Consider the following 24,920-nt stretch of genomic DNA (forward strand, 5'->3'; position numbering starts at 1 on the left):
ACGCCGAGAACGCGTGCGCTGGACCCGGTCACCCCTGGCGTCTTAGGGAGCCGTCGGAAAACAACTCACGAACGCCGAAACGCCGTTCCCCTCGACAACCTCACGAGACAGCACAATCGAGCTCACGACGAAGCCGCCCCGGAGCACTCGGGTGCGGCTTCGTCGTTTCACGGCTCCGCGTAGAGATCTCGTCAGGACGGACGCCGGCGGGGCCTCACTGTCGCCGCATCGGCCGCCCGCCGAAGGTCTTCCCGATTGGCCGGCCGGCACGGTCGCCTTCCCCCTCCCTCGACTGCTGGGTGGAGCCCGGTGCCGTGCCGCTCACGCGCGGGTCCACTTCTGGTTGGCCTGGCCGTTGCAGGTCCACAGCACCAGCGGGGTCCCGTTGGCGGTGCCCGCCCCGTTGGCGTCGAGGCACAGTCCGGAGCGGACGTTGCGGATGGAGCCGTCGGAGCCGATGGTCCACTTCTGGTTGTTCTGGCCGTTGCAGGGCCAGGTGATGACACGGGTGCCGTTGGTGGTGCCCTGGTTGTAGGCGTCCAGGCACTTGTCGCCGTAGACGCGGATCTCGCCGCCCGCCCATGTGGTCCACAGTTGGTTGGCGGCCGTGTGGCAGTCCCACAGCAGAGTCGCGGCGCCGGCGGCCGTGGAGGCGTTGTCCACGTCCACGCAGCGGCCGGAGGCGTTGCCCCGCAGGCGTGAGGTGGTGGCGGCCAGCGGGCTGCCGCCGCTCACCCGGTACGCGGCGACGCCGTGCGCGGGGACGCTCGCCGAGATCTGCCCGGACGTGCTCGACGTGCCGCCGGTCCACAGGTCGGTGAGGGTGAACGGTCCTCCGCCCAGGCCGACCTGGGCAGCCGTCGTGGTGACCGTCGCCGCGCTCCCGCCCCGGTTGAACAGCCCCACCGCGACCGAACCGTCCGCCAGGGGCTTGGCGAACACCTCGATGGTGCCGTCGTCGCGCACCCTGCGTCCGTCCGCGCCCTGGGAGTCCTGGTTCACCGCCAGCAGACGCGGGTTGCGCAGGATCGCGCTGACGTCGGCGGACATCGTGCGGATGTCGTTGCCGGCCATCAGCGGGGCACTCATCAGCGCCCACAGGGCGAAGTGGGAGCGGGACTCGGTCAGCGACAGGCCGGGGCGGCCGACGACCAGCATGTCGGGGTCGTTCCAGTGCCCCGGGCCGGACTGTGCGGCCAGCGGTGCGTTGACGTCCAGGACGTTGCCGACGCCCATCGGGTAGCTGTTGGTGTTGCCGTTCTGCCAGATGTCGAGCAGGTCCTCGGTCGTCCGCCACAGGTCGGCGACCTCGCCCCAGTCGTACGTGGACCCCGTGATGGCGTGGAAGCTGTTGGGGTTGATGCTGTAGACGATCGGCCGACCGGTGGCGCGCAGGGCATCACGCATCAGCTTGAACCGCGCGACCTGCTCGTCACGCGTGCCGCTCGAGGAACACCAGTCGTACTTGAGGTAGTCGACCCCCCACGAGGCGAACGTGGCGGCGTCCTGGACCTCGTGGCCCCTGCTGCCCGTGGAGCCCGGGTACGTACCCACGGTCTGCGCGCAGGTGCGCTCGCCCGGCACCTGGTAGATGCCGAACTTCAGCCCCTTGCCGTGGATGTAGTCCCCCAGGGCCTTCATCCCGCTCGGGAACTTCGTCGGGTTGGCCCGCAGGTTGCCCTGCGCGTCACGCTGCGGGTCGAACCAGCAGTCGTCGACCACCACGTACTGGTAGCCGGCGTCCCGCATGCCCGAGGACACCATCGCGTCGGCGGCCTGGCGGACCTGGGCCTCGGTGATTCCGCACCCGAAGCTGTTCCAGCTGTTCCACCCCAGCGGAGGGGTGAGCGCCGGACTGCCCGGCGCGGCCGTGGCGGTGGACTGCGCTGAGGCCGTCACGGACGCGGTCACCGTCAGCACGGCGGCCGTGAGGAGGCGGAACAGTCGTCCGCCTGATCGTCTGGGCACCGGGACTCCTTCGGCAGAAAGAGAGGAGAGGGTTCGAAATTTCGACTGGCGTTCGGAAACTTCTGACGCGCCACGGATACTAGAGAGGCGACCGGTCATGTCAACACCTCGTCGAAGAGCAGGATGTGTCGCATGATCAGCAAGGGAGCAAGGCCGAGGCGCACCGAATCCGCACCAGGCGCCTCGAAGGTTTCGACGCGGCGCACGACTGGTGCGAGAAGGGTTGACGGGGTACGCCAACCTCCTACCATCCAGAACGCTCGACAAGTCGCACCATGTTCGACATGCCGAATGCGGCAGAGTCACTCCGCCCGGCGAACCGAGGTGAACACCTTCATGGATTGCCATGACCACATCAAGACACACCCGTTCGGACCGGGGCCCGCCCCTCCCGGACAGTGAGGAGTCAGGCGCTGGCCCGGACGGCCAGGCGGGTGGGGAGGACCAGCGGGGTGGGGTCCTGCCCGTTGACGAGCGCGACGAGCATGCGCGCCATCTCCCGTCCGAGAGCCTCTACAGGCTGATGGACGGTGGTGAGCGGCGGATCGGCGATCTGGGCGACCGTCAGGTCGTCGAAGCCGACCACGGCAACGTCGGCGGGGACCCGTCGGCCGGCCTCCCGCACGGTGCGCAGCGCTCCCACCGCCATGTTGTCGTTGGCGGCGAACACTCCGTCCACGTCGGGATGTTCCGCCAGTAGCGCCGCCATGACGGCGGCTCCGCTGCGCTCCGTGAAGTCCCCCTCCAGCGGCGGGAACGGATCGAGACCGGCGCCCAGCATGGCGTCCCGGTAGCCGCGGTACCGGGCGCGCCCGGCCTCGGTGTCCAGACGCCCGCAGATCACGGCCACGCGCCTCCGGCCGAGTGAGACCAGATGTTCGGTCGCCTCGCGCGCTCCGCCGACGTTGTCCACGTCCACGTACCACCGGGGAGCCGGTCCGACCGGGCGCCCGCCGAACACGACGGGCATCTGCGCCTCGTCGGCCATCCGGGTCAGCGGATCGTCCTCGCGCAGCGCCATCAGCATCACACCGTCCGCACCCCTGGACCGCAGGAGCTCCTCGACCCGCTTGCGGCCCCGGTCGGAAGCGGCCAGGCACAGCATCAGATGCAGGTCCGCCTCGTCCAGGGCGGCCGACGCCCCCACGATCACCCGAGCGAAGAACGGATCGGCGAAGATCGACGGATCCTCTCCCGAGACGACCAGGGCGGCCGCTCCCGTCTGACGGGTGGCCAGCGCGCGAGCGGTCGGATTGGGTACGTAACCGAGTTGCCGCACGGCCCGTTCGACAGCCTCGCGCTTGGCGCGGCTGACGTGCGGGGCGTTGTTGAGGGCGCGGGAGGCAACGGAGCGGGAAACACCGGCGCGTTCGGCCACCTCGTCGAGCGTCGGATGCCGACGCGGCGCTGCTTCTGCCATGGCTCGTGAGTCTTTCACAGGCGGGGAGCACTCAGGGGCACAGAGGATGGGACCGCTTCCAGTGCAGTGGCCCACAGGACCCGCGCCCCCTGTGAAAGTCGAATGCCGTACCGCCCATTGACAGCTCAACCACCCACCCGGACCATTGGGACCGCTTCCAGTGGGAGCGCTCCCAAAGCGCACCTCCTCCGAAACGAGGTACTGTCTTGAGCCGCAGACTTCGCACCCTGATGGCAGCGCTCTGTGCTCTGCCGCTGGCCTTCGCCGCCGCACCCTCCGCCCACGCGGCCGACCCCACCACCATGACCAACGGGTTCTACGTGGACCCCGACTCGAGCGCGAGGCGGTGGGCCGCCACCAACCCCGGCGACGGCCGGGCCGCCGCGATCAACGCCTCCATCGCCAACACACCGATGGCCCGCTGGTTCGGCTCCTGGAGCGGCACCATCGGCACCGCAACAGGTGCCTACGCCGGAGCGGCGGACCAGCAGGACAAGCTGCCGATCCTCGTCGCCTACAACATCTACCACCGTGACTACTGCGGCGGGCACTCCGCCGGCGGAGCCTCCTCGCCGTCCGCCTACGCCAACTGGATCGCTCAGTTCGCCGGAGGCATCGCGGCCCGCCCCGCCGTCGTCATCCTCGAACCGGACTCCCTCGGAGACTACGGCTGCATGACCCAGGCGCAGATCGACGAACGCGAGGCCATGCTCACCGGTGCCCTCGCCGAGTTCAGCCGCCAGGCCCCCAACACCTGGGTCTACATGGACGCCGGCAACCCACGCTGGGCCGACGCGGCGACCATGGCCCGGCGTCTCCACGAAGCCGGCCTCCGACAGGCGCACGGCTTCTCGCTCAACGTCTCCAACTACATCACCACCGCCGAGAACACCGCCTACGGCAACGCCGTCAACAGCGAGCTGGCCGCCCGCTACGGCTACACCAAGCCGTTCGTCGTGGACACCAGCCGCAACGGCAACGGCTCCAACGGCCAGTGGTGCAACCCCTCCGGCCGCCGCATCGGCACGCCCACCCAGAAGGGCGGAGGCGCCGAGATGCTCCTGTGGATCAAGACTCCGGGTGAGTCCGACGGCAACTGCGGTGTCGGAACCGGCTCCACGGCCGGCCAGTTCCTCCCCGAGGTCGCCTACAAGATGATCTACGGCTACTGATCCGGGACTCCCGCCGCCCGCACAGGCGACCGACAGTCCGCCGGGGCGGCGGGCACTCCCCCACCACCTCACCGGAGAGCAACGGGGCAACCCCCCGGTCCAGGGATCACCGGGGACGAGGTGCACGTTCACGAGGCTGCGGCTCGCAGGAGGTCCCGGTTGAGCACGCCGAGCCGGACCGACGCACGAGGTGGTCCCGACATGTGGAGCTCACAGAGCCCGATGCAGCCGGGCTCGTGGCAGGACGGTACGCCGACCGGCCGGGCCGGACGACGGTTCCGCCCGGGCGGCCCCTGCGGTCGTCCCGTCCGTTTCCGGCCGCGTCACCTGCTCTTGACCCGCCGTCGAGGACCGATTCACCCGCTCCGGCGCGCACCCAGGGTCGTGTTCACGCCAAAACGAGCGCCCGGTCGGAGCCCTTCGTCCGCTCGGCCAGGAACCCCAGGGGCGGGGCGGGGACGGCCCCGTCGTGTTTCGGCCCCCCGTTCGGCGCGACGTTAGTTCGAGGGTCTTCCTGATCATGCATCACCGCGACCCCTCTTCACTCCTGACCCACAGGTGATGCACTGTGCGCACACAAGCGCGAAGACTCGTCACGGCCGTCCTGGCCATGGTTCTGCTGGCCATGGCCGGCGTCGCCCCTTCCTGGGCGTCGCCCCCGGACCGCCCTGCCGCCGCGGCCCCGGGGGCCGTCACGCAGGCGAAGGCCAGGACGGCCGCCGACCTGCCCGAGCCCCCCGAGGCGATGACCCTGGCCGAGCGTCGCAGGCAGGTCGGCGAGGACCGGCACGAACGGTCGCCGATGCGTGCCTACTTGGAGGCGCCGGAGCGCAGGTCCAAGGGCGAGCCGCACCGCCGGCCGGACAGCGACCGCGTCGAACGCGGGCCCGCCGCCGAGTCGAAGGTGTCCCTGCGGCCCCTCGCGGCGGCGGCCGAGAACCCGACGTGGGTGTCGTCCTGGGCCACCGCGTACCCCGGGATGCTGTCGATCGGCGGGCAGGTGAAGCTGCCCCAGCGGGGAGACGCGTACACCGGGATGTGGCTGTACGTCCTGGACGAGGGCGGCTCCCCGGTCGTCCAGCAGGAGATCAAGAAGACCACGGACGACCCCAGCGGTGCCACCCCCGACACCGGCGCCTGGTGCTACGACTGGTGGTCGACCAACTCGTACCCCACCGACCAGTGTTTCTGGTGGGCCGGCAGCGCGCTGGGCGGCATCCTGGAGGACGGCAAGAAGTACTACGCCTGGGTCTTCCTCAACAGCGCCGACGGGACGTCGAGTCCGGGCGGCACCACCTCGCCGCTGGTGGAGGCGTTCTACACTCCGGTGATCCCCGGCGCGCAGGCGGGCATCTGCACCTGTTACGCCCAGGCGCACCGCGCCGACCCGGTCAACACGGCCACCGGCATGTTCTTCGAACAGCTCACCGACGCCTCCCTGGTGGGCCCCGGTGTGCCTCTGGCCCTGGAGCGCACCTACCGCTCCGACTCGGGCGCCGTCGGCCTGCTGGGGCGCGGCTGGGCGACACCGTTCGACGCGAAGCTGACACTCGCGACGGGGAAGGCGACGTACCGGACGGACGACGGGGCGTCGTTCGTCTTCACCCAGAACAGTGACGGCACGTACACCGCTCCGGCGGGTTCAGCGGCCAAGCTGGTCAAGGGCACGAGCACCTACACGATCACCACGCCGGACCACACAAGGCGGACGTTCAACAGCGGCGGCCAGCTCACATCCGTGGTCGACAGAGCCGGCAAGGGGCTGAGCCTGACGTACGCGTCCGGCACGCTCGCCTCCGTCAAGGACGCCGCCGGGCGCACCACCACCTTCACGCCCGGTGCCGACGGACTGCTGTCCAAGGTGGGCCTGCCCGACGGCACATCGGTCTCGTACGGCTACACCGGCGGTCTGCTGACCTCGGTGACCGACCCGGCCGGACGGACGTCGTCGTACGCCTACGACACGAACAAGCGACTGTCGTCCTACACGGACCCGGCGGGCGGCAAGGTCACCAACGTCTACGACACCGCGGGCCGTATCAAGTTGCAGACGGACCAGAACGACAAGACCACGACGTTCACCTGGGACGGCAGGAGCGAGTCGCACACCACAGCACCGGACGGCGGTGTGTGGACCGACGTGTACGCCGGCAACGTCCTGATGGAGACCATCGACCCGTACGGCAAGAGCATCGCCTACGACTACGACCGTCACCTGCGCCCCGTCGCCATCACCGACCAGCGCGGCAACACCACGGAGATGACGTACGACAGCGCCGGGCGGATGCTCACCCGCAGCGCCCCGTCCGCGCTCGGGTACGTGGAGAGCTGGACCTACGACGGTGCGGGCAACATCACCAGTCACACCGACGGCCGCAAGAACAAGACGACGTACACCTACGACACGTCGAACCAGCTGACGTCCACCACGGACCCGTTGGGCGGCAGGACCGCCTACACGTACACCGCGCTCGGTTCGCTGGAGACCGTGACGACGCCGCGCGGCAAGGTCACCACCTACGGCTACGACGCGGCCGGCAACCGGACCTCGGTCACCACGCCGCTGGGTGAGCAGACGACGTTCACCTACGACAAGGCCGGCCGGGTCCTGACGAAGACGGACCCGCGCGGCAACGTCTCCGGCGCCGACCCGGCCGCCCACACCACGACGTACGCCTACGACGGCCGCGGACTGCTCAGTTCGGCCACCGATCCGCTGGGCCGCACCACGGCCTACGCGTACAACGGCGCCGAACAGTTGACGTCGGCCAAGAACCCGGCGGGCGACACCACCACGTTCGCCTACGACGACGCCGGGCACCCGACCCGGACCACCGACCCGGCCGGCCACTCCGTCACCCGCACCTACGACGCGAGTGGACGCCTGACCTCCGAGACCGATGCGACGGGCGGCAGGACCACCTACGCCTATGACAAGGTGGGCCGCCTGCTGAGCAGCGTCTCGCCGCGCGGCAACGTCTCCGGCGCCGATCCGGCCGCCCACACCACGAGTTACGCCTACGACGCGGCAGGCAACACCACGAAGGTCACCGGCCCGACCGGCGCGTCCACCAGCACGACCTACGACGCGATCAACCGGCCCCTCGTGGTCACCGACCCGCTGGGTCACACCACCGGCTACACCTACGACGCCAACGACAATGTCACCAAGGTCACCGACGCCGCGGGTGAGACAGTCACCTCCGTCCACGACAAGAACAACCGGCTGACCAGCAGCACCAATCAGCTGGGCAAGACCACGACCTACGCCTACGACGCCGACGGCAACCTGCTCAGCCGCACCTCCCCGCTCGGCCACAAGGCGAGCTGGACGTACGACGCCGACGGCCGCCAGGCCACCGCGGTCGACCCGCGCGGCAACGCCACCGGCGCCGACCCCGCCCCGTACACGACCACCTACGGCTACGACCCGGCCGGCAACCCCACCACGGTCACCGACCCGCTGGGCGGTGTGACCACCACCGCCTACGACGCGGTGAACAACGTCGTCAAGCGGACGGACGCCGACAAGCGCGCCACCGTCTACGGCTACGACACGCTGGACCGGCTGACCGAGGTCACCGCTCCGGACGGGGCGGTCACCACGTACGGCCACGACTCGGCCGGCAACGTCACCGAGCGCACCGACGCCAACGGGCACGTCACCGCGTACGGCTACGACGCGGCCCGCCGCCTCACCTCGGTCACCGACCCGCTGAAGCGGCAGACCACCTACGCCTACGACGCCGCCGGCAGCCTCACGAAGAAGACCACGCCCCGCGGATCCACCGGCTACACGTATGACCCGCGCGGTCTGCTCACCAAGGTCGACTACTCGGACGCCACCCCCGACGCGACGTTCGGCTACAACGACGCCGGCCGCATGACGGCCCGCGCCAACTCCAGGATCTCCGAGGACTTCGTCTACGACGCGGTCGGCAACCTCACCAAGACCCGCGGCTTCGCCTACACCTACGACGCCGCCGGACAGATGCTCACCCGCAAGTACTCCGACGGCAACACGACCACCTACACCTACGACAACGACGGCCGCACCGCCACGATGCTGGCCGACGGCAGGACCACCACGTACACCTGGGACCCGGCCGGCAACCTCACCAGGTCCGCGCTGCCCAACACCGAGACCGAGGACCGCGCCTACGACCGGGCGGGCCGGGTCACCGCGGTGACCGCCACCAAGGCGGGCGCCACGGTCACGAAGACCGCCCTCACCCTCTCCCCCGCGGGCCTGCCCACCCACGTCGACGTCACCCGCGCGAGCGTCGGCACCGGCGGCTACGACCTGACCTACGACACGGCCGGCCGCCTCACCTCCGGCTGCTTCCCCCAGCCCTGGGTCGCCGGCTGCGCCGCGAGCCGCACCACGTCCTACACCTACGACAAGGTCGGCAACCGCCTGACCTCCACCCTCGGCACCACCTCCACCAGCTACGCCTACGACGCGGCCGACCAGCTCACCTCCACCACCACCGGCACCACGACCACCGCCTACGACTACGACGCCGAAGGCAACCAGACCAAGAAGGGCGCCGACACCTACGCCTACGACCTGGCCGGGCAGATCTCCGCCGCCACCGTCGCGGGCGCCGCCTACACCTACGACCACGACGCCAGCGGCAACCAGGTCGCCACCCTCAAGGACGGCACGGTCACCCACCGCACCCAGTGGGACCCCAACGCCCCGCTGCCGATCCTGGCCACCGAATACGACAGCGCCTGGACCATCAAGCAGTCCTTCCGCTACGACCCCCTCGGCCAGCCCACCTCCGTCAAGACCGGCACGGGTGCGCTCTTCTACTACCACCACGACACCCAGGGCTCACCGGTCGACGTCACGGGCAGCACCGGCACCCTCCACCAGCGGTGGGCCTACGACCCGTTCGGCACCCGGGTCCTGGGCACCACCACCGGCGGCGCCCCCGCCAGCCCGCCCTCCTACACCGGCGCCCGCTACGAGACCACCACCGGCCACCTCGACCTCCACGCCCGCCAGTACGACACCACCACCGGCCGCTTCACCCGCTCCGACCCCGCCACCCGCGCCCGGACGACCCCGTACCTCTCGCCCTACGCCTACGCCGACAACGTCCCCACCCTGCTCACCGACCCCAGCGGCCTGACCCCCGACGACCCGAACAACGACCGCGTCGACAGCCTCGGCGAGGCAGCGGGCATCTTCGGGGACGCCTTCGTCGACGTCTTCAAGTCGCCCTTCGTGCTCGCCGGGGACCTGCACGACGCATTCACCGGCGAGAACGGCGGAGCCGGCGCCTTCGTCGACAAGTACCTCCCCGTCCGCCCCGCCTACCGCCTCTACCGCGCCGAATACATGCTCCGCCAGCAGGGCTGCGACGCCCTCGCCGACCTGTACGCCGAAGCCGCCGAGGAACTCACCCAGCAGGTGGTCCTCGTCGGGGTCGGCGGCCTGACCGGGTGGCGCAAGGCCGCAGCGTCTCCTCACGGTGCGGCCGGAGCGACCGTAATGGGAGTTCCGCCTGCCGCGTCATTCACCTGGGCCGGCGGAAGTGTCCGCTACACGAGGACCGCCACAGCGATCGGCGACGACGCGAACACGATCCAGAATCTGTTGCGATCGAAGGGAAATTACGGGCATGACGTCATAGTTCACGGAAACGAGCAGGGAGAATTCATCGTCGACGGCAAGATAACGCACCCCCAGCAAATCGCTGATCTGGTCAGGGAGAATCCGTACTACGACGGCGGTCCCATCCAGCTGGTGACCTGCCACGGCGCATGCAAGGCCGCGGACGAACTTTCCGACGCGCTCGGTGGCGTGGAAGTGAGGAACGCGAGCGGTCATCAGGTGGACCTCGATCCACGCACCGGCAAGGTCCGTGAATGGCCTGAGGGCAGCCTGGGCGACCCGAGGTGAACCGGCCCGGAACAGCCCGGCAGTAGCCCGGCGGGGGCGCCCGGAACCGCGTTCTCGGGCGCCCCCGCGTGCGCTAGCGTGACCACATCCCCCGCCGCCAACAGTCCGACCCAGGAGGACATCGCATGCGTCAAGTCACCCCCCTCGGCTTGTTCGGCAGCATCTCCGGCCAGTCCCACTTCAGCCGCAACGCGGAGGAGATCAAGGCACTCTCCGGTCAGATGCCCCTCCACGAACGCGCACGTGTAGCGGAATATCTGAGAGAGGCACCCGTGATCATCGCTCTCATGGGACACACCGAGGATGTCGTGGATCAGAAATTCTCGGTCATGGGCGGATCCGCCCTTCACAGTGACGGCACCTATTACTGGCGGCGCGACACAGCCGAGTACGTGGAAACCTACGGCACGCGCCTTCCTTCCGCGTTCATGGAACACGGCGCGACAACGGATTGGCACGCACCCTCCCTCACCGACGAAGAGATCATGGATATCGACGACTTTTTCATGTCTCTCCGCACACAGGGCTGAGTGTGGTCCGAGGGTCGTCCTACTGCCCCGCACGCTCCACGCGGCGCCGAACCTGGTGATCCACCACATGACGGCGCACCACTACTGCCCGCCCGAGGAGTTCTGCCGCGCGGTGGCACGGACGGCGGGGATCGCAACGGCCAGGGAACTGACCCCGGCCGAGTGATCCACGCCGGATCGTGGCCCCCGCACCCGCGGAAGGCCACGATCCGGCGGCCGGCCCCGTGCCGGTCGCTTCCTCGGCAGGTGCGACCACCGCGGCACACGGCGCATGCATCCGGGTGTGATCCCCCCGTCGATGGGCCGCTGAGGTGAGATGTGTCCGCGACCGGCGCCGTACCGGGCAGACATCAGCGCATCCGGAACAGGGCACTCGGCGGAAGCACTGATGTGCAGATGACCGACAGTGAGAAGGGGTCGCGCATGCTTGGACCGCCGCAGGTGGTGGCCGCACCCGCCGGACTCGTCGACGACCCTCCGACCGCGTCCGACGCCGCCCGGGGGGCCGACGCAGTCCTGCGGCAGTTCCTCGACGCGCGGCTGCGCCAGTCCCGTGCCGTCGATCCGGTCTTCGCCCGGGAGCTGGCCGACCGCCTGGGCGCGCTGGTCGTGCGGGGCGGCAAGCGGCTGCGTACGGCCTTCGCGTTCTGCGGCTGGCGGGCGGCGGGCGGCTCGGGCGACGCCGGCGCGGTGCTGCGCGTGGGGGCCGCCCTCGAACTGCTCCAGGCGTGCGCCCTCGTCCACGACGACGTGATGGACGGGTCGCTGCGCCGCCGGGGAGGCCCGGCCCTGCACGTCGAGCTGGCGCGCGGCCACTGGGCCGCGGGCCTGCACGGCTCCGCGGAGACGTTCGGGACCTCGGGCGCGGTGCTCGCCGGTGACCTGGCCCTCGCGTGGGCGGACGACCTGCTGACGGAGACGGCGCTCGGCACGCCGCACGGCAGGCGTCTGCACGAGGAGTGGCGGGCGATGCGCACCGAGATGGTCGCCGGGCAGTACCGCGACCTGCACGCCCAGGCCACCCGCTCGGCGCGGGTGGACGAGGCGCTGGACATCGCCACCCTGAAGAGCGCCCTGTACACCGTCGCCCGGCCCCTCGCCCTGGGCGCGGCGCTGGCCGGCGCCGACGACCGCACCGCGGACGCGCTGCGGGCCGCCGGCCGGTGCGCCGGTCTGGCCTTCCAGCTCCGCGACGACCTCCTCGGCGCCTTCGGCGACCCGGCGCTGACCGGCAAGCCGGCCGACGACGACCTGCGGTCGCGCAAGCTCACCTACCTCCTGGCCACGGCACTCCGACTCGCCGAGGCCACCGGGGACCGCCACGCGGCCGCCGTGCTCGCCCCGGACGCCGACGCGCGGCCGGAGCGCGCCGTCGAGCGGATGCGGGCGGTGATGGAACGCACCGGCGCCAGGGAGGCGGTGGAGGCGAAGATCGTGGAGCTGACGGCCCTGAGCCTCGAACACTTCGAGCGCGCGGGCGCCCGCCCCGCCGTGCGGCGCGAGTTCGCCGCGCTGGTCGAACGCGCGTCGGGCGTGGCTCCGCGCCGGGCCGAGGAGGTCGCGTGAGGAGGGTGCCGGGGCGCACGGACCATGTGGTCGTGGTGGGGGCCGGCCTGTCCGGACTGGCCTGTGCCCTGCACCTGCTGGGCGCGGGCCGCAGGGTCACGGTCGTCGAACGGGACGGCGGCCCGGGCGGCCGGGCCGGCCGCGTGCGCCTGGGCGGCTACCAGGTGGACACCGGCCCGACGGTGCTGACCATGCCGCACCTGGCCGACGAGGCGTTCGCGGCCGTCGGGGACAGCCTGTACGACCGGGTCGAGCTGACGGCCCTGCATCCGGCCTACCGGGCGTGCTTCGCCGACGGCTCCTCGCTCGACGTGCACACCGACGGGGAGGCGATGGAGGCGGAGGTGCGGCGTTTCGCCGGGCCGGCGGAGGCGGCCGGGTACCGCGGGCTGCGGCAGTGGCTGGAGCGTCTGTACCGGGCGCAGATGCGCCGTTTCATCGACACGAACTTCGACTCCCCCTTCCAGCTGCTGCACCCGGACCTGGCCCGGCTGGCGGCGCTGGGCGGGTTCGGGCGGCTGGACGGCCGGATCGGCCGTTTCCTCTCCGACGAGCGCCTGCGCCGTGTCTTCTCCTTCCAGGCCCTGTACGCGGGTGTGGCCCCGGCGCGGGCGCTCGCGGCCTACGCGGTGATCGCGTACATGGACACCGTGGCGGGGGTCTGGTTCCCGAAGGGAGGCATGCACGCGCTGCCCCGGGCGATGGCCGACGCGGCGGCGGAGGCCGGTGCCGACCTGCGGTGGGCGGCCGAGGTGAGCACGCTGGAGCGTTCGGCGGGCCGGGTGCGGGCCGTCCGGCTGGCCTCCGGCGAGCGGATCCCGTGCGACGCGGTCGTCCTGACCTGCGAACTGCCCGCCGCCTACCGGCTGCTGGGCCGCACGCCCCGGCGTCCGGCGCGGCTGCGCCACTCGCCGTCCGCGGTGATCCTGCACGCCGGCACCGACCGCACCTGGTCCCACCTCGCCCACCACACGATCTCGTTCGGCGCCGCGTGGGAGCGCACGTTCGACGAGCTGACCCGCTCGGGCGAGCTGATGAGCGACCCGTCGCTGCTGATCACCCGCCCGACCACGCACGACCCCGGCCTGGCCCCGCCCGGCGGCCATCTGCACTACGTGCTCGCCCCCTGCCCGAACACGACGGTCGGCCCCGGTGCGGCGGCCTGGCGGGACCTCGGCCCCCGCTACCGGGACCGGCTGGTCGGTGAACTGGAGCGCCGGGGCCTGGACGGGTTCGGGGCCAGTGTGCGGGAGGAGCTCCTGGTGACCCCGCTCGACTGGGCGGCCCAGGGCCATGCGGCGGGCAGCCCCTTCTCCGTGGCCCACACCTTCGCCCAGACCGGTCCGTTCCGGCCGCGCAACCTCGTGCGCGGGCTGGAGAACGTGGTCCTCGCGGGCTGCGGGACCACTCCCGGTGTCGGGGTGCCGACGGTGCTCATCAGCGGCAAGCTCGCCGCCGCCCGCGTCACCGGCGGCCCCGGCCGTCGTGCCGCGGGCGCGCGTACGCCCGTGACGGCTGTTCCCGCGCCCTCCGCCTCTACCCCGGCAGGTGCTGATGACCCGTCGTGAACTGGACGCGGCCGGGATCACCGATCCCGCGCTGCGCGCCGCCTACACCCGGTGCCGGCGGCTCAACGCCCGCCACGGCAGGACGTACTTCCTGGCCACCCGTCTGCTGCCGCTGGAACGCCGGTCGGCGGTGCACGCCCTGTACGGCTTCGCCCGCTGGGCCGACGACATCGTGGACGACCTCGACCGGCACCGGACGCCCGACGCGCGCGACCGGCTGCTGCGCCGTCTGGAGCACGGCCTGGCGGGCGCGCTGCGGGCCGGCGGCGGGGACGAGCCCGTGGTGCGGGCCGTGGCCCACACCGCCGACCGGTACGCCATCGAGCACGAGCTCTTCGCCGACTTCCTGTCCTCGATGCGCGCCGACCTGACGGTGACGGAGTACCCCACCTACGCGGACCTCCAGGGCTATGTGCACGGTTCGGCCGCGGTGATCGGGCTGCAGATGCTCCCGGTGCTGGGGACGGTCGTACCCCGCGAGGAGGCGGCACCGCACGCGGCGGCCCTCGGGGTGGCGTTCCAGCTCACCAACTTCCTGCGGGACGTGGGCGAGGACCTCGACCGCGGCCGCGTCTACCTGCCCGGGGACCTGCTCGCCGCCCACGGTGTGGACCGGCCGCTCCTGGAGTGGAGCCGGCGCACCGGGCGCCGCGACCCGCGGATCCGCGCGGCCCTCGTCGCGGCGGAGGCCATGACGCGGGAGGTCTACCGGGCGGCGCAGCCGGGCATCGCCCTGCTCGACCCGCGGGTGCGCCCGTGCATCCGGACCGCGTTCACCCTGTACGGCGGCATCCTCGACGCGATCGCGGCGCAGGACTACGACGTGCTGCACCACCGTGCGGTGGTGTCCCGGCGGCGGCGGGCGGCCACGGCCGCGGGCGGAGCGCTGGCCGTGGCCGGTGCCCGGTGGCACGCCCGCGTCCCGCGCCGGGCGGTGGCGGCGGCTCCGGTCGCCGAGCGGAAGGAGACGATGCGGTGAGGGGGCGATCGGGTGGCGGGGCGCGCTGGACGCCACCGTTGCGGCGCCGGCGTCACGGCCCGGACTGGGCGGCTCAGACGCCGACCTGGCACCGGGCGAGGCCGGCGCTCATCGCCGACGCCCTCAAGCGCGCGTCCGCCCGCCCGTCCGGCAACTGGTTCGTGGTCGGTGCCTCCCGGGCCCTGCGCGCCGCGGACCGCCCGTACGGCAGGACGGTCGGTGGCACGGAGGTCGTGCTGTGGCGCTCCGGCACGGGTGAGCTGCGGGCGGGTCCGGGCGCGTGCCCGCATCTCGGTGCTCCGCTGCGTGACAGCCGGGTGGTGTGCGGCACGCTGGTGTGCCACTGGCACGGGCTGGCCCTCGAGGGGGCGCCGTTCGCCGGGTGGCAGCCGTTCCCGGTGCACGACGACGGCGTGCTGGTGTGGGTGCGCCTGGACGAGGTGGGCGGTGAAGAGCCCACCGAGGGTCCCGTCGTCCCCGTACGGCCCGTGGCGGGCAGCGGGGTGGACGCCGTGTTCACGGCGGTGGGGCGGTGCGAGCCCCAGGACGTCGTGGCCAACCGGCTCGATCCGTGGCACGGCTCGTGGTTCCACCCCTACTCGTTCGTCGACCTGTCGGTGGCACGGGAACCCCGGGGCGAGGAGGACGACGCCTTCGTCGTCGACGTCTCCTTCCGGGTGGCCGGGCGTCTGGTGGTGCCGGTGCGGGCCGAGTTCACCGCGCCGGAGCCGCGTACGGTCGTCATGCGCATCACCGACGGCGAGGGGGCCACGTCCGTGGTGGAGACCCACGCGACGCCGCTGACCGGCAGGGACGACGAACGGCCTCGGACGGCCGTGGTCGAGGCGGTCGTCGCCGCCTCGGACCGGCGCGGTTTCGCGCTGGCCAGGGCCGCCGCCCCGGTGCTGCGTCCCTTGATGCGGCGTACGGCCGGGCGGCTGTGGCGCGACGACCTGGCCTACGCCGAACGGCGCTGGGCGCTGCGCAGCACCGGACGGTTCCCCGGATGATCCGCGCCGGGGGCTTACGGGCCCCCGGCGCACCGCCGGCCGTCGGTCAGGGGGACGGGTGGTGGTCCGCGAGGGCGCCGAGTGCCCGCAGCACGGGGGAACGGCCCGCCCGGGGGACCGTCCACAGCACCTGGCCGCGTACGCCCCAGTCGCCGAGGAGGGCGTTCGCCGCGAGGAAGCCGGTGGTGGCGGCCCGTTCCATGAGGGCGACCGGCAGGTCGCAGCGGATCGCGTCCCCGGCGAGGGTCAGCCACCGGTGGGGGGTGCGGACGGTGGGGCGCCGGTGGTGCGAACCGACCGGGAAGAGCGGGCAGTCCGCCCGCCACTCGTGCCGGGCGTCGACGACGCGCGCCGCACCGGTCTCCGGGTAGACCCGGTGCAGCCGGTCCACGAGCATGTCCCGCACCTCCTTCGGTTCGGCCACGGGGTCCACGGCGTAGGCGTGCAGTTCCACCACCGAGCCCCCGGTCCGCGCCGCCCAGCGGGCGGCTTCGCCCTCGTACCGCTCCAGGACGCTGATGTTGTCCAGGCCGTCGTAGCCGCTGGTGCCGAGGAAGCCGGGGCGGTCGTGGCGGACCGGGCGGTCGAGCCAGAGCCGGGAGACGAGGAAGGGCGGGGCGGTGCGCAGGGCGGCGATGTCGTCGCGCCAGGCGGCCGTGCCCAGTGCGGGGGACGCGTCGACGATCCGGCGCAGTCCGCCGGTGTCGGCGGCGAGCACCACGGCCCGGTGGCGGTGGACGCCGGTGCCGGTGCGCACCTCCGCGCCTCCGCCGTCGTGGGGGCGCACCTCGTGCACGGGGACGCCGGTGCGGACGTCGGCTCCGAGCCGTCGGAGGTAGTCGCCGAGCGGCTCCCACAGTGCCTGCGGGAACGGCTCGTCCGGCACGTCGAAGAGCAGTCCCTCCGCGGATCCGAGGAAGTAGATGTGGAACATCAGCAGCAGTTCGGCGGCGGACAGTTCGCGCGGGTCGGCGAAGAAGCTGCGCGAGAACACCTCGAAGGCCAGGTGGTGCGCGGCTTCGGGGAAGCGCACGCGCTCCAGGAAGCCGGTGGCGCTGACCTCGTCGAAGCGCTCGTACACCTCGGGCACGCGCACGTCGAGGAGCGGCAGGGCCGCCCGGGCGTTCAGGGCGGCCAGGTCACGCCAGCCGAAGGTGGGGCTCAGGGCGACGAAGCCGAGCGCGCTGAACGGCGGGGTCCTCGGGACGCGGGCGAAGCTGTCGGTCAGGCCGCCGCTGTGCCGCAGGGGGTAGTCGGGCAGCGGGGTGAGCCGGGCGAGCGCGGGGTCGGTGCGGCGGAGCAGGCCGCGGAGGTTGTAGTACTGGCGGAAGAAGGCGTGGAAACCGCGGGTCATGGTCACCTGCGAGCCGTCCACGAGCGTGGTGCGCCGGCCGGACAGCCGACCGCCGAGGGAGTCCTCCCGCTCGTAGAGGGTGACGCGGGCGCCGCGTTCGGCCAGCAGGGTGGCCGCGGCGAGTCCGGCGATGCCGCCGCCGATCACACCGACGGACGGCGCGTCGCCGTGCGGGAGGCGGTTCCTTCCGGGTGGGGGGTGGAGGATCTCGGCCTTGCGGTCGCGGCCGCGTCGCGCGGCGGGGCCGGGGCGGGCGTTCACCGGCCGTGCTCCTTTGCCTCGGGGCTCATCGGTGGCTCTCTCCGTTTCGTGCGGGGGGCCGGGAAGGGTGTGAACGGCGGGGCAGGAAGGGCAGTTCGGCTGCCGTGCGGAGCATCGGCCAGACGGGGGTGCGCAGCCCGATGCTCCCTTCCTCCGCCGGTGTGGTGGCGCCGTCGAGGAAGCGCAGCAGGCGTTCGGGCGGGACGCGGCGGAACAGCCTGGTGAAGAAGTCCGGTCCGTTGATCCGCCCGGTGTCCAGGGCGCGCAGCAGTACCGCGTCCATGGCCAGCGCCCGTCGCCCGTGCGGCGGGGGCACGGTCCCGTGTCCGTCGCGCAGGGCGGCGGCGATGGCCCTGCTCTGCCGTTGCACGGCGGCGAAGGTGTAGCCGGTGGCCGGACGGGTCGCGCCGCCGGCGGTGCCGATGCGGAAGACGGCCTTCCCGGTGCGGAGGGGGAAGCGGGCGTCGGTCATGGGGATGACGCCCTGCTCCGTCCGCTCCACGGTGAACGCGCCGAGTCCGAGGACGTCGTGGCAGTAGTGGCCGAGTGCCGCCTCGTAGGCGTCGGTGGTCAGCGGGGTGCGGGAGAACTCGGTGTACTCCACGAGCGCCCGGTCCGGGGCCAGCGGCAGCACGTAGCCGAAGGCGAGCCCGTGCGCGGGCTGGGGCACCCGGAAGTCCATCAGGTCGGCGACCGCCGGGTCGAACCGTGCGGCGTCGGTGTGCACGAACCAGCCGCGGAAGTGCTGGAGCATCCGCGTCCGGGCGGGCGGCAGGCCGGGCAGCGGACGCGAGTCGAACACGCGCCGGGCGCGCAGGGTCAGGTGCCGGCCCGTGGGGAGCGTGCACCGGACCACCGCGCCTCCGGGCACGTCGCGTACGGTGTCCGCCGTCGCGCGCAGGAGGCGCCCGCCCGGTGAGCGGGCCAGGAGCGAGTGGACGCGCTGTTCGAAGGCCGTGGAGCGCACCATGCGGTAGGTGAAGGGGGCCGGGTCGACGGTGACCCGCCGGCCGTCGGCACCGTGCACGCGCAGCACGGACCAGGACGCGCAGACGACGTCGTCGAGGTCGCCGCGGCCGGTGTCCCAGTAGCACCAGGTGCGTTCGGCTGGGCGCGGTGGTCCGTCCGGCGGCTCGACCACGGTCACGGTGGCGCCCGTCCCGGTGAGCCGGTGCGCGAGGCTGAGACCGGCCGCGCCGCCACCGAGGATGACCACGTCGGACGTGTCCGATGTGCCGGACGTGCCGCCGGGGGGAGGTGTCACCGGGGCCGCCGCTCGTTGCGGCGCGGGGCGGTGGGCGGCGGGTTCGGGGCGGGGGTGGTGAGGGGCGGGTGAGTGCGCCCGGGGGCCGGTCCGTCGGTGGTGGCATCACCCGGGGCACCGGTGGCACCGGCCACCGGGGCGTGTGCGCCGCTCACTTCCACGCTTCACTCCGGATACGGGTCGGGGAGTCACATCGGATCGTTCACTGCTTCCGGCCGACGGCCCGCCGCGGATGCGGTGGGGCGCGGATGCGGCGGGGCGCGGCCGGCACCGCCGGTCGCCCGTCGGCGGAGTGCGGCCGCGACCGCGACCGCGACCGCCGGCCCAGCGGACCACGTTCCCCCTGCGGATGTCAGGCACCACGGCCGAGTGCCCCGGACGACCACGCCTCAACGGGCGACCACCGACTCCAGGGCGGCGACGGCTTCGGCGAGCCCCGCCGGACGCGCCAGTCCGGCCACCGTCTGCCCCGCCCAGCCCGGCCCGAGGGTCAGCACGACCGGCCTGCGACGGGCACCGCGCACGCCCCACTCCATGCCGGCGACGTGCTGGGCCAGCGGCCGGCTCGCGGTGGTGCGGGACTGCGCCCACAGTCCCACGGCGGCCGGCCCGGTCCGCCGTACCGCCGCGACCAGGGACTCCACGGGCAGGGCGCCGCCGAACATGCGCACCGGGACGCCGCGTTCGGTGAGCGCGGCGGACAGCACTTCCAGCGGGAGCGTGTGGTTCTCCCCCGGCACGCAGGCGAGCACCGTGGTGGCGCCGGGGCGGTCGGCGACCGTGGCGGGCGTGGTGCGCCGCAGCGCGCCGGAGACGTGCCAGGACAGGAAGTGCTCGACCTCGACGTACCTCTCGCCCGACGACTCCCACTTGCGGCCGACGGCCTGCAGCGTGGGCACGATCACCTCGGTCCAGGCGGCGACCAGTCCGTGGTCGGTGATGGCGGCGAGCAGGAGCCGGTCCAGGGCTGCGGCGTCGAGGCGCAGCGCCGCGCGGGCGATGCCCTTGCACTCCTGGCGCACGTCACCGAGCCGCAGCCCGCTGCCCGCCCGGCTGCGGGCCGGCGGCCGCCGTGACCCGGCGGCCGTCTCGCGGGCCGGGGCCCTGCGCTCCGGGGTCGGGGGCGGCGGCTCCTCGCCGCGTGCCAGGCGCGCGGCCTCGGCCGGGGGCAGTCCGGTCGCCGTCAGCGCGCACATCCGCTCCAGCCGTGCCACGTCCCCGGCGGTCCAGCGCCGGTGCCGGCCACCGGTGCGGTCCTCGGGGCCGAGCCCGTAGCGGCGGTCCCACGTGCGGACGGTGGTGGGAGCCACCCCCAGACGCCGTGCCACCTCGCCGGTGGTCAGCCCGCCGCCCGGCGGGACGCGCTCGCCGTCCCCCTGCTCACCGTTGCCCGTCAACGCGCTCATCACCCCACTGTACGACGCACAAACGACGCAGGTCGTCCGCGTCGTCCGGTGCCTCCCACACTGGGGCCACACGCACGGCAGGCCGGGCGGAGCAGGCCGTCGGACGTGCCGATCGGCGGGCGGACCTCCGTCCCGCGCGACGCACGGCAGGAGGAGTCAGGCCATGAGCACCGACACGCGATCCGCCACCGCCCCCGTGACGCCCGGGGAGGAGACGCGGTACGAGGAGGAACAGCCGGACGGAAGAAGCACGCCTGTGCGGTGCGGGCCGGCGGCCGCGGTCTCCGGTGGCACCGTGGGTGCCGGGACCGCCGCCGCCGACGGCGCGCCCGGTACGGGGAGACGTACGCGGGTGCCGGGACCGGGCTCCCGCTGTCGGATCAGTGGGGCGTCCGAGACGGTGCGGGACGTCGAGGACGTCCGGCAACCGGTCCGGTCACGGGGAGCCGGCGCTCGTCCGAGCGGGCGACGGCGTCCCGCGGTCCCCGTCCGGCACCGGGTCGGCCGGTGCGGGCAGGCCGGCGGGTCCGGCTACCGGGTCGTCGCCGGGGGCCGGCTCCTCGTTCTCGCCGAGGAAGCCACCCGACTGGTGCTGCCACAGCTTGGCGTAGGCGCCGTCCGCGGCGAGCAGTTCCTCGTGGGTGCCCTGCTCGACGATGCTTCCCCGGTCGAGGACGACGAGCCGGTCCATGCCGGCGACGGTGCTCAGACGGTGGGCGACCACAAGGGCCGTACGCCCGTCCATCAGCCGCCACAGGGCGTCCTGGACGAGGAGTTCGCTCTCCGAGTCCAGCGCGCTGGTCGCCTCGTCGAGCAGCAGGACCGGGGCGTCGCGCAGGATGGCCCTGGCGAGCGCGACGCGCTGGCGCTGGCCGCCCGAGAGCTTCACTCCCCGCTCCCCCACCAGGGTGGCGAAGCCGTCGGGGAGTTGTTCGGCGAACTCCGTGACGTGCGCGGCCGCGGCCGCCGCGTGGATCTCCTCGTCGGTGGCGCCGGGCCGGGCGAAGGCGATGTTGTCCCGCAGGCTGCGGTGGAACATGGCGGGTTCCTGCGGGACGTAGGCGATCAGTGAGCGCAGGTCCGACTGGCGCAGCCGGCTGATGTCCTGACCGCCGATCAGGATGCGTCCTTCGTCGATGTCGGACATCCGCAGCAGGAGCCGGGTGAGTGTGGTCTTGCCGCCGCCGGACCTGCCGACCAGACCGATCCGCGCGCCCGCGGGCACGTCCAGGTCGAGCCCTCGGAAGATCGGCTTCGCACCCGCGTGGGCGAAGGTCACCGCCTCGAAGCGGATGCCGGTGTCCCGCGGCGCGAGCGGTTCGGGCCGCTCCGGGTCGAGCACGGTGGGCGGATCCAGCAGCAGTTCCGTGAACTGCGCCGCCTCGGTCATCGAGCTTTCCAGACGCCGGTAGATCTGGTTGAACTCGAACATGATCTGGGTCGCGTTGAAGTAGTAGGTGAACGCGACGACGACCTCCTCCACCCCCTGGCCCGAGCTGCCGAAGGCGATGACGACCAGCAGACCCAGCACGTTGGTCAGCACGGACAGGGGGGCGATCAGGGTGTCGACCCGCAGATTGCCGTAGTCCCACGATCTCAGCGTCAGGCGCCGGGAGTCCGCGACACGGCTGCGGTGTTCGTCGGCCTCCCGCCGCTCGGCCGCGAACGCCCGGATCGTCTCCATGTTCGTGAGGCTGTCGGCGACATGGCCGGAGACCCGGGCGATCGCCGCCTCACGGTCGTTGACGAGCCGCTGCCGACGGCGGATCAGGGGCGTCGCGGCCACCACGGTCAGCGCGATCATCAGCAACAGGCCGACGACGAGCATCGGTTCGTAGCTCCACAGGACGACGGCACCGAACGCCAGGGGGACGAGACTGCCCACGATCCGGTACGTCATCGTGTCGACGAAGTCCTCGAAGCGCTTGCCGAAGCTGAGCACCCGCTTGGTCAGGGAGCCGGCGAAGTTGTCGTGGAAGAACGCCGCGTCCTTGGCGAGGAGTTCGTCCATACCGCTCACATACAGGTGTTCCATGCCGAGCGCGTCCACGCGGTTGAGGCAGTGCAGTCCGATCCGCCACACCACCTCGGCGAGCAGCAGCGTCACCCCGAAGCCCAGCACGTACGGCAGCGCCGACGCGATGGTGAGGCCGTCGTCGGCGGCGGCCTGGCCCGCCAGCTTGGCGATCAGCAGGGGTGCCACGTACCGGATGCCGATGTTGCCCACGGCCGGTAGCAGCAGCGCGGGCAGGGCCAGTAGTCGTAGTCGCAGCAGTTCCCGGACGTAGTGGCGCAGTGCCAGAACGACCGCGCTCCTGCCGGGTGTCGGTCCTCGCGTATCTGTCGTCCCCATCACACTCCCCGAATTTCGGAAGACGGAAGTCTCCCGTCCGCGGAGCTTCCCAGTCCAGGCATTTACGGCGGACCGGAGAGAACCGGACACGGCTGTGTTCGTCGTGCGCGAGAAGCGTATCCGGTGGTGGGGCGGTTATGGGGCGGGACGGCGGTGGTCGGTGGCCGTCGTCCCCGGGTCCCGGACCCTGCCGGCGGGCGTTGGTCCGTTCGGGTCATGGGCGGCCTCGTGCCCTCGCCGCCGGCTCACAGGTCGTCCGGGGTGTCCAGACCGGTCAGGGCGCCCACCGGGTCCGGGTCGGGGGTGCCGCGGGGCCACCAGTCGTCGCGGCCCGGCTCGGACTCGTAGGCGTACCAGAGGTTGTCGCGGCCGAGGCGGAGCTGGACGTGGCCCCGCGGATGGGTGAGGCGGTTGCGCCAGGGGCGGAAGGCCGGGTGGTCCGCGGCGAGGAGGAGGGGGCGGGCCCGGTCGAAGCGCCCGGCCGGCGGGTCCCACGGCTCCTCCAGGACGGCGAGGCCCCTCCGTCCGCCCTGGCGCCAGGCGGCGACCGCGCGCGCCAGCTCGGCGGGGGCACGGCCGGTGGCGGTGGCGAGCGAGGAGTACAGCGCGCGGGTGGCCGCGGTGAGGCCGGAGCCGGGGCGGGCCGCGGCGAGCCGCACCGCGTCGTGCCACAGGGTGAGCCCGCCGACCGGGTCGCGGCCGGTGGTGAGCAGCGCGTGCGCGCGGGCGGCGGCGTCGGTGGCCAGCTGGTCCAGTGCGAACGGGTCCGGCCCGCCCGGGGACGCCGGGTAGACGGGCGGCTGTTCGGGATGCGGCGGTGCGGGCAGCGGGGCCGGGAGCGGCGGAAGGCCGCCGTCGCGCCGGGCGAGTGCTTCCGCGGCCCGTACGCCGGGCAGGGGCTCCGGTTCCCTTCCCTGGGCGGCGCGGGCCGCGCGGGCGGCGCTGAGCCGGGACAGCGCGTCGATCACCTCGCGCTCGCCGCGCCCACGCAGCAGGAGCAGCACGAACGGGTCGGCGTCGAGGAGCCGGGCCGTCTGGTAGCAGAGGGCCGCGGCGTGCTTGCAGGGGTGCCCGGAGTCGGGGCAGCTGCACCTCGGGGCGAGGTCGCCGGGGCCGGGCAGCAGGGGGACTCCGCAGTCGGCGAGGGACTGGGGCATCTCCTTGTCCAGCAGGGCGGCGATGTGTCCCGGCCGCTCGGCGGCGGCGTCCAGGAACCGCTCCCATTCGGCGTCCTCGAAGGTCCGCAGCCGTACCTGCACGCGGTACGGCCGCGGGCGGCTGCCCCGCACATAGGCGAGGACGAGCCCGGGTGTGACGGTGATCGCGTCGACGTGGCCCTGCTCCGCGTACCCGCGCCCGCGCGCCAGGCGGGCCGCGTCCAGCGCGCCGTCCTCCAGCGCGGTGATCCACGCCCTGCCCCACCACGTCTCGGCGCGGCCCTCGTCGGCCGAGGGGCGGGGTGGGAACGCCGGGAAGGTGCGGCGCAGGTCGCCGTCCCGCGCGGGGGCGGCCATCGAACGCGGCGTGGCGCGGGGGGTGTCGGGCACGCCGGACGTGCTGGAGACACCGGGGATGCGGGGCGCCGCCGGCGGCACCGGGGCGGGGGTGGCGGATGCGGTGTGCGGCACGGGGGCGGGAGTGGCGGGGGTGGTGTCCGGTACCGGGGCGGGAGTGGTGTTCCGCGCGGGATCCGGTGGGGCCGGGGTGTGGGGAGCGGAGGGCGTCGCGGCGGCTGAGGTCTCCTGATGCGCGCGGGTGTCGGGACCGGGCTCGCCCTGGGGGGCGTCCTCCGGGGCGGGCAGCTGGAAGGCGTCGGCGAGCGCCGCGCGTAGCTCCCGCGCACGCTCGTCGGCGGCACGGTCGCCGCGCGTGGTGCGGGGCACCCGGGGGGCGGGCGACGGTGCGCGCCGGTGCGGGGCGGGGGCGAGACCGGGCCGGTCGTCGGCCTCCTCGCGGGCGCGCCGCGCCTCCTGACGGGCGGACCGCAGGGCCTCCCGCGCGATGTCCCCGGGACGCCGGGCGGCCGGGCGCGCCGCGTCACCGGGCCCGGTGACAGGACCGGGAACCGAGGACACGGAGCCGGGACCCGAGGACACAGGACCAGGAGCCGAGGACACGGGTCCGGGACCCGAGGGCGCGGGACCGGGACCCGAGG

The 24,920-nt window shown here is 73.1% G+C and carries 15 protein-coding genes; 8 read left to right on the plus strand and 7 right to left on the minus strand.

Annotated elements, in window-relative coordinates; all coding sequences use genetic code 11:
• Nucleotides 1–321: 321 nt before the first annotated feature.
• On the minus strand, nucleotides 322–1,968 hold the full coding sequence (locus FHX78_RS05565) for a glycoside hydrolase family 27 protein (protein WP_145866355.1): 1,647 nt from the start codon (nucleotides 1,966–1,968) through the stop codon (nucleotides 322–324).
• A gap of 406 nt (nucleotides 1,969–2,374) precedes the next feature.
• Complete coding sequence (locus FHX78_RS05570; RefSeq protein WP_167531692.1) at nucleotides 2,375–3,388, minus strand: LacI family DNA-binding transcriptional regulator; 1,014 nt, start codon at nucleotides 3,386–3,388, stop codon at nucleotides 2,375–2,377.
• Between the two features lie 206 nt (nucleotides 3,389–3,594).
• On the opposite strand from FHX78_RS05570, the gene FHX78_RS05575 reads away from it, so the two are divergent.
• From FHX78_RS05575 to FHX78_RS05605, 8 genes are all read left to right on the plus strand, one after another.
• Nucleotides 3,595–4,560 (plus strand): glycoside hydrolase family 6 protein, encoded by a 966-nt coding sequence (locus FHX78_RS05575; RefSeq protein WP_145866356.1) that lies wholly within the window; start codon nucleotides 3,595–3,597, stop codon nucleotides 4,558–4,560.
• Nucleotides 4,561–5,305: 745 nt separating this feature from the next.
• Nucleotides 5,306–10,474 (plus strand): DUF6531 domain-containing protein, encoded by a 5,169-nt coding sequence (locus FHX78_RS05580; protein WP_244403722.1) that lies wholly within the window; start codon nucleotides 5,306–5,308, stop codon nucleotides 10,472–10,474.
• Between the two features lie 125 nt (nucleotides 10,475–10,599).
• Entirely contained in the window at nucleotides 10,600–11,004 is a 405-nt protein-coding gene (locus FHX78_RS05585) for a hypothetical protein (protein ID WP_145866357.1), read from the plus strand.
• Between the two features lie 22 nt (nucleotides 11,005–11,026).
• Complete coding sequence (locus FHX78_RS38330; RefSeq protein ID WP_483025211.1) at nucleotides 11,027–11,170, plus strand: DUF7919 family protein; 144 nt, start codon at nucleotides 11,027–11,029, stop codon at nucleotides 11,168–11,170.
• Between the two features lie 257 nt (nucleotides 11,171–11,427).
• Complete coding sequence (locus FHX78_RS05590) at nucleotides 11,428–12,570, plus strand: polyprenyl synthetase family protein (protein WP_167531693.1); 1,143 nt, start codon at nucleotides 11,428–11,430, stop codon at nucleotides 12,568–12,570.
• Nucleotides 12,567–14,138: a phytoene desaturase gene (locus tag FHX78_RS05595; RefSeq protein ID WP_145866359.1), complete on the plus strand. Its 1,572-nt coding sequence runs from the start codon at nucleotides 12,567–12,569 to the stop codon at nucleotides 14,136–14,138. The genes FHX78_RS05590 and FHX78_RS05595 overlap by 4 nt, the downstream gene beginning before the upstream one ends.
• Nucleotides 14,125–15,117 carry a phytoene/squalene synthase family protein gene (locus tag FHX78_RS05600; protein ID WP_145866360.1) on the plus strand — a complete coding sequence of 331 codons (993 nt, stop codon included), beginning with the start codon at nucleotides 14,125–14,127 and terminating at the stop codon, nucleotides 15,115–15,117. The genes FHX78_RS05595 and FHX78_RS05600 overlap by 14 nt, the downstream gene beginning before the upstream one ends.
• On the plus strand, nucleotides 15,114–16,127 hold the full coding sequence (locus FHX78_RS05605; protein WP_145866361.1) for a DUF5914 domain-containing protein: 1,014 nt from the start codon (nucleotides 15,114–15,116) through the stop codon (nucleotides 16,125–16,127). Before FHX78_RS05600 ends, FHX78_RS05605 begins: the two co-directional genes overlap by 4 nt.
• Nucleotides 16,128–16,173: 46 nt before the next feature.
• Here the strand turns inward: FHX78_RS05605 and FHX78_RS05610 are convergent, their stop codons facing one another.
• From FHX78_RS05610 to FHX78_RS05630, 5 genes are all read right to left on the minus strand, one after another.
• On the minus strand, nucleotides 16,174–17,742 hold the full coding sequence (locus FHX78_RS05610; protein WP_145866362.1) for an FAD-dependent oxidoreductase: 1,569 nt from the start codon (nucleotides 17,740–17,742) through the stop codon (nucleotides 16,174–16,176).
• 25 nt (nucleotides 17,743–17,767) lie between these two features.
• Entirely contained in the window at nucleotides 17,768–19,006 is a 1,239-nt protein-coding gene (locus tag FHX78_RS05615) for a lycopene cyclase family protein (RefSeq protein WP_145866363.1), read from the minus strand.
• A gap of 389 nt (nucleotides 19,007–19,395) precedes the next feature.
• Nucleotides 19,396–20,412, minus strand: a complete 1,017-nt coding sequence (locus FHX78_RS05620; protein WP_145866364.1) for a MerR family transcriptional regulator — start codon at nucleotides 20,410–20,412, stop codon at nucleotides 19,396–19,398.
• A 436-nt stretch (nucleotides 20,413–20,848) separates the two neighbouring features.
• The gene (locus tag FHX78_RS05625; protein ID WP_145866365.1) at nucleotides 20,849–22,765 is read right to left on the minus strand and encodes an ABC transporter ATP-binding protein; all 1,917 of its coding nucleotides are present in this window, start codon (nucleotides 22,763–22,765) and stop codon (nucleotides 20,849–20,851) included.
• 245 nt (nucleotides 22,766–23,010) lie between these two features.
• The gene (locus FHX78_RS05630; RefSeq protein WP_229924005.1) at nucleotides 23,011–24,840 is read right to left on the minus strand and encodes an SWIM zinc finger family protein; all 1,830 of its coding nucleotides are present in this window, start codon (nucleotides 24,838–24,840) and stop codon (nucleotides 23,011–23,013) included.
• Nucleotides 24,841–24,920 lie beyond the last annotated feature (80 nt).

Origin of the sequence: Streptomyces capillispiralis (assembly GCF_007829875.1) — a bacterium.
GTDB classification, from domain to species: Bacteria; Actinomycetota; Actinomycetes; order Streptomycetales; family Streptomycetaceae; genus Streptomyces; species Streptomyces capillispiralis.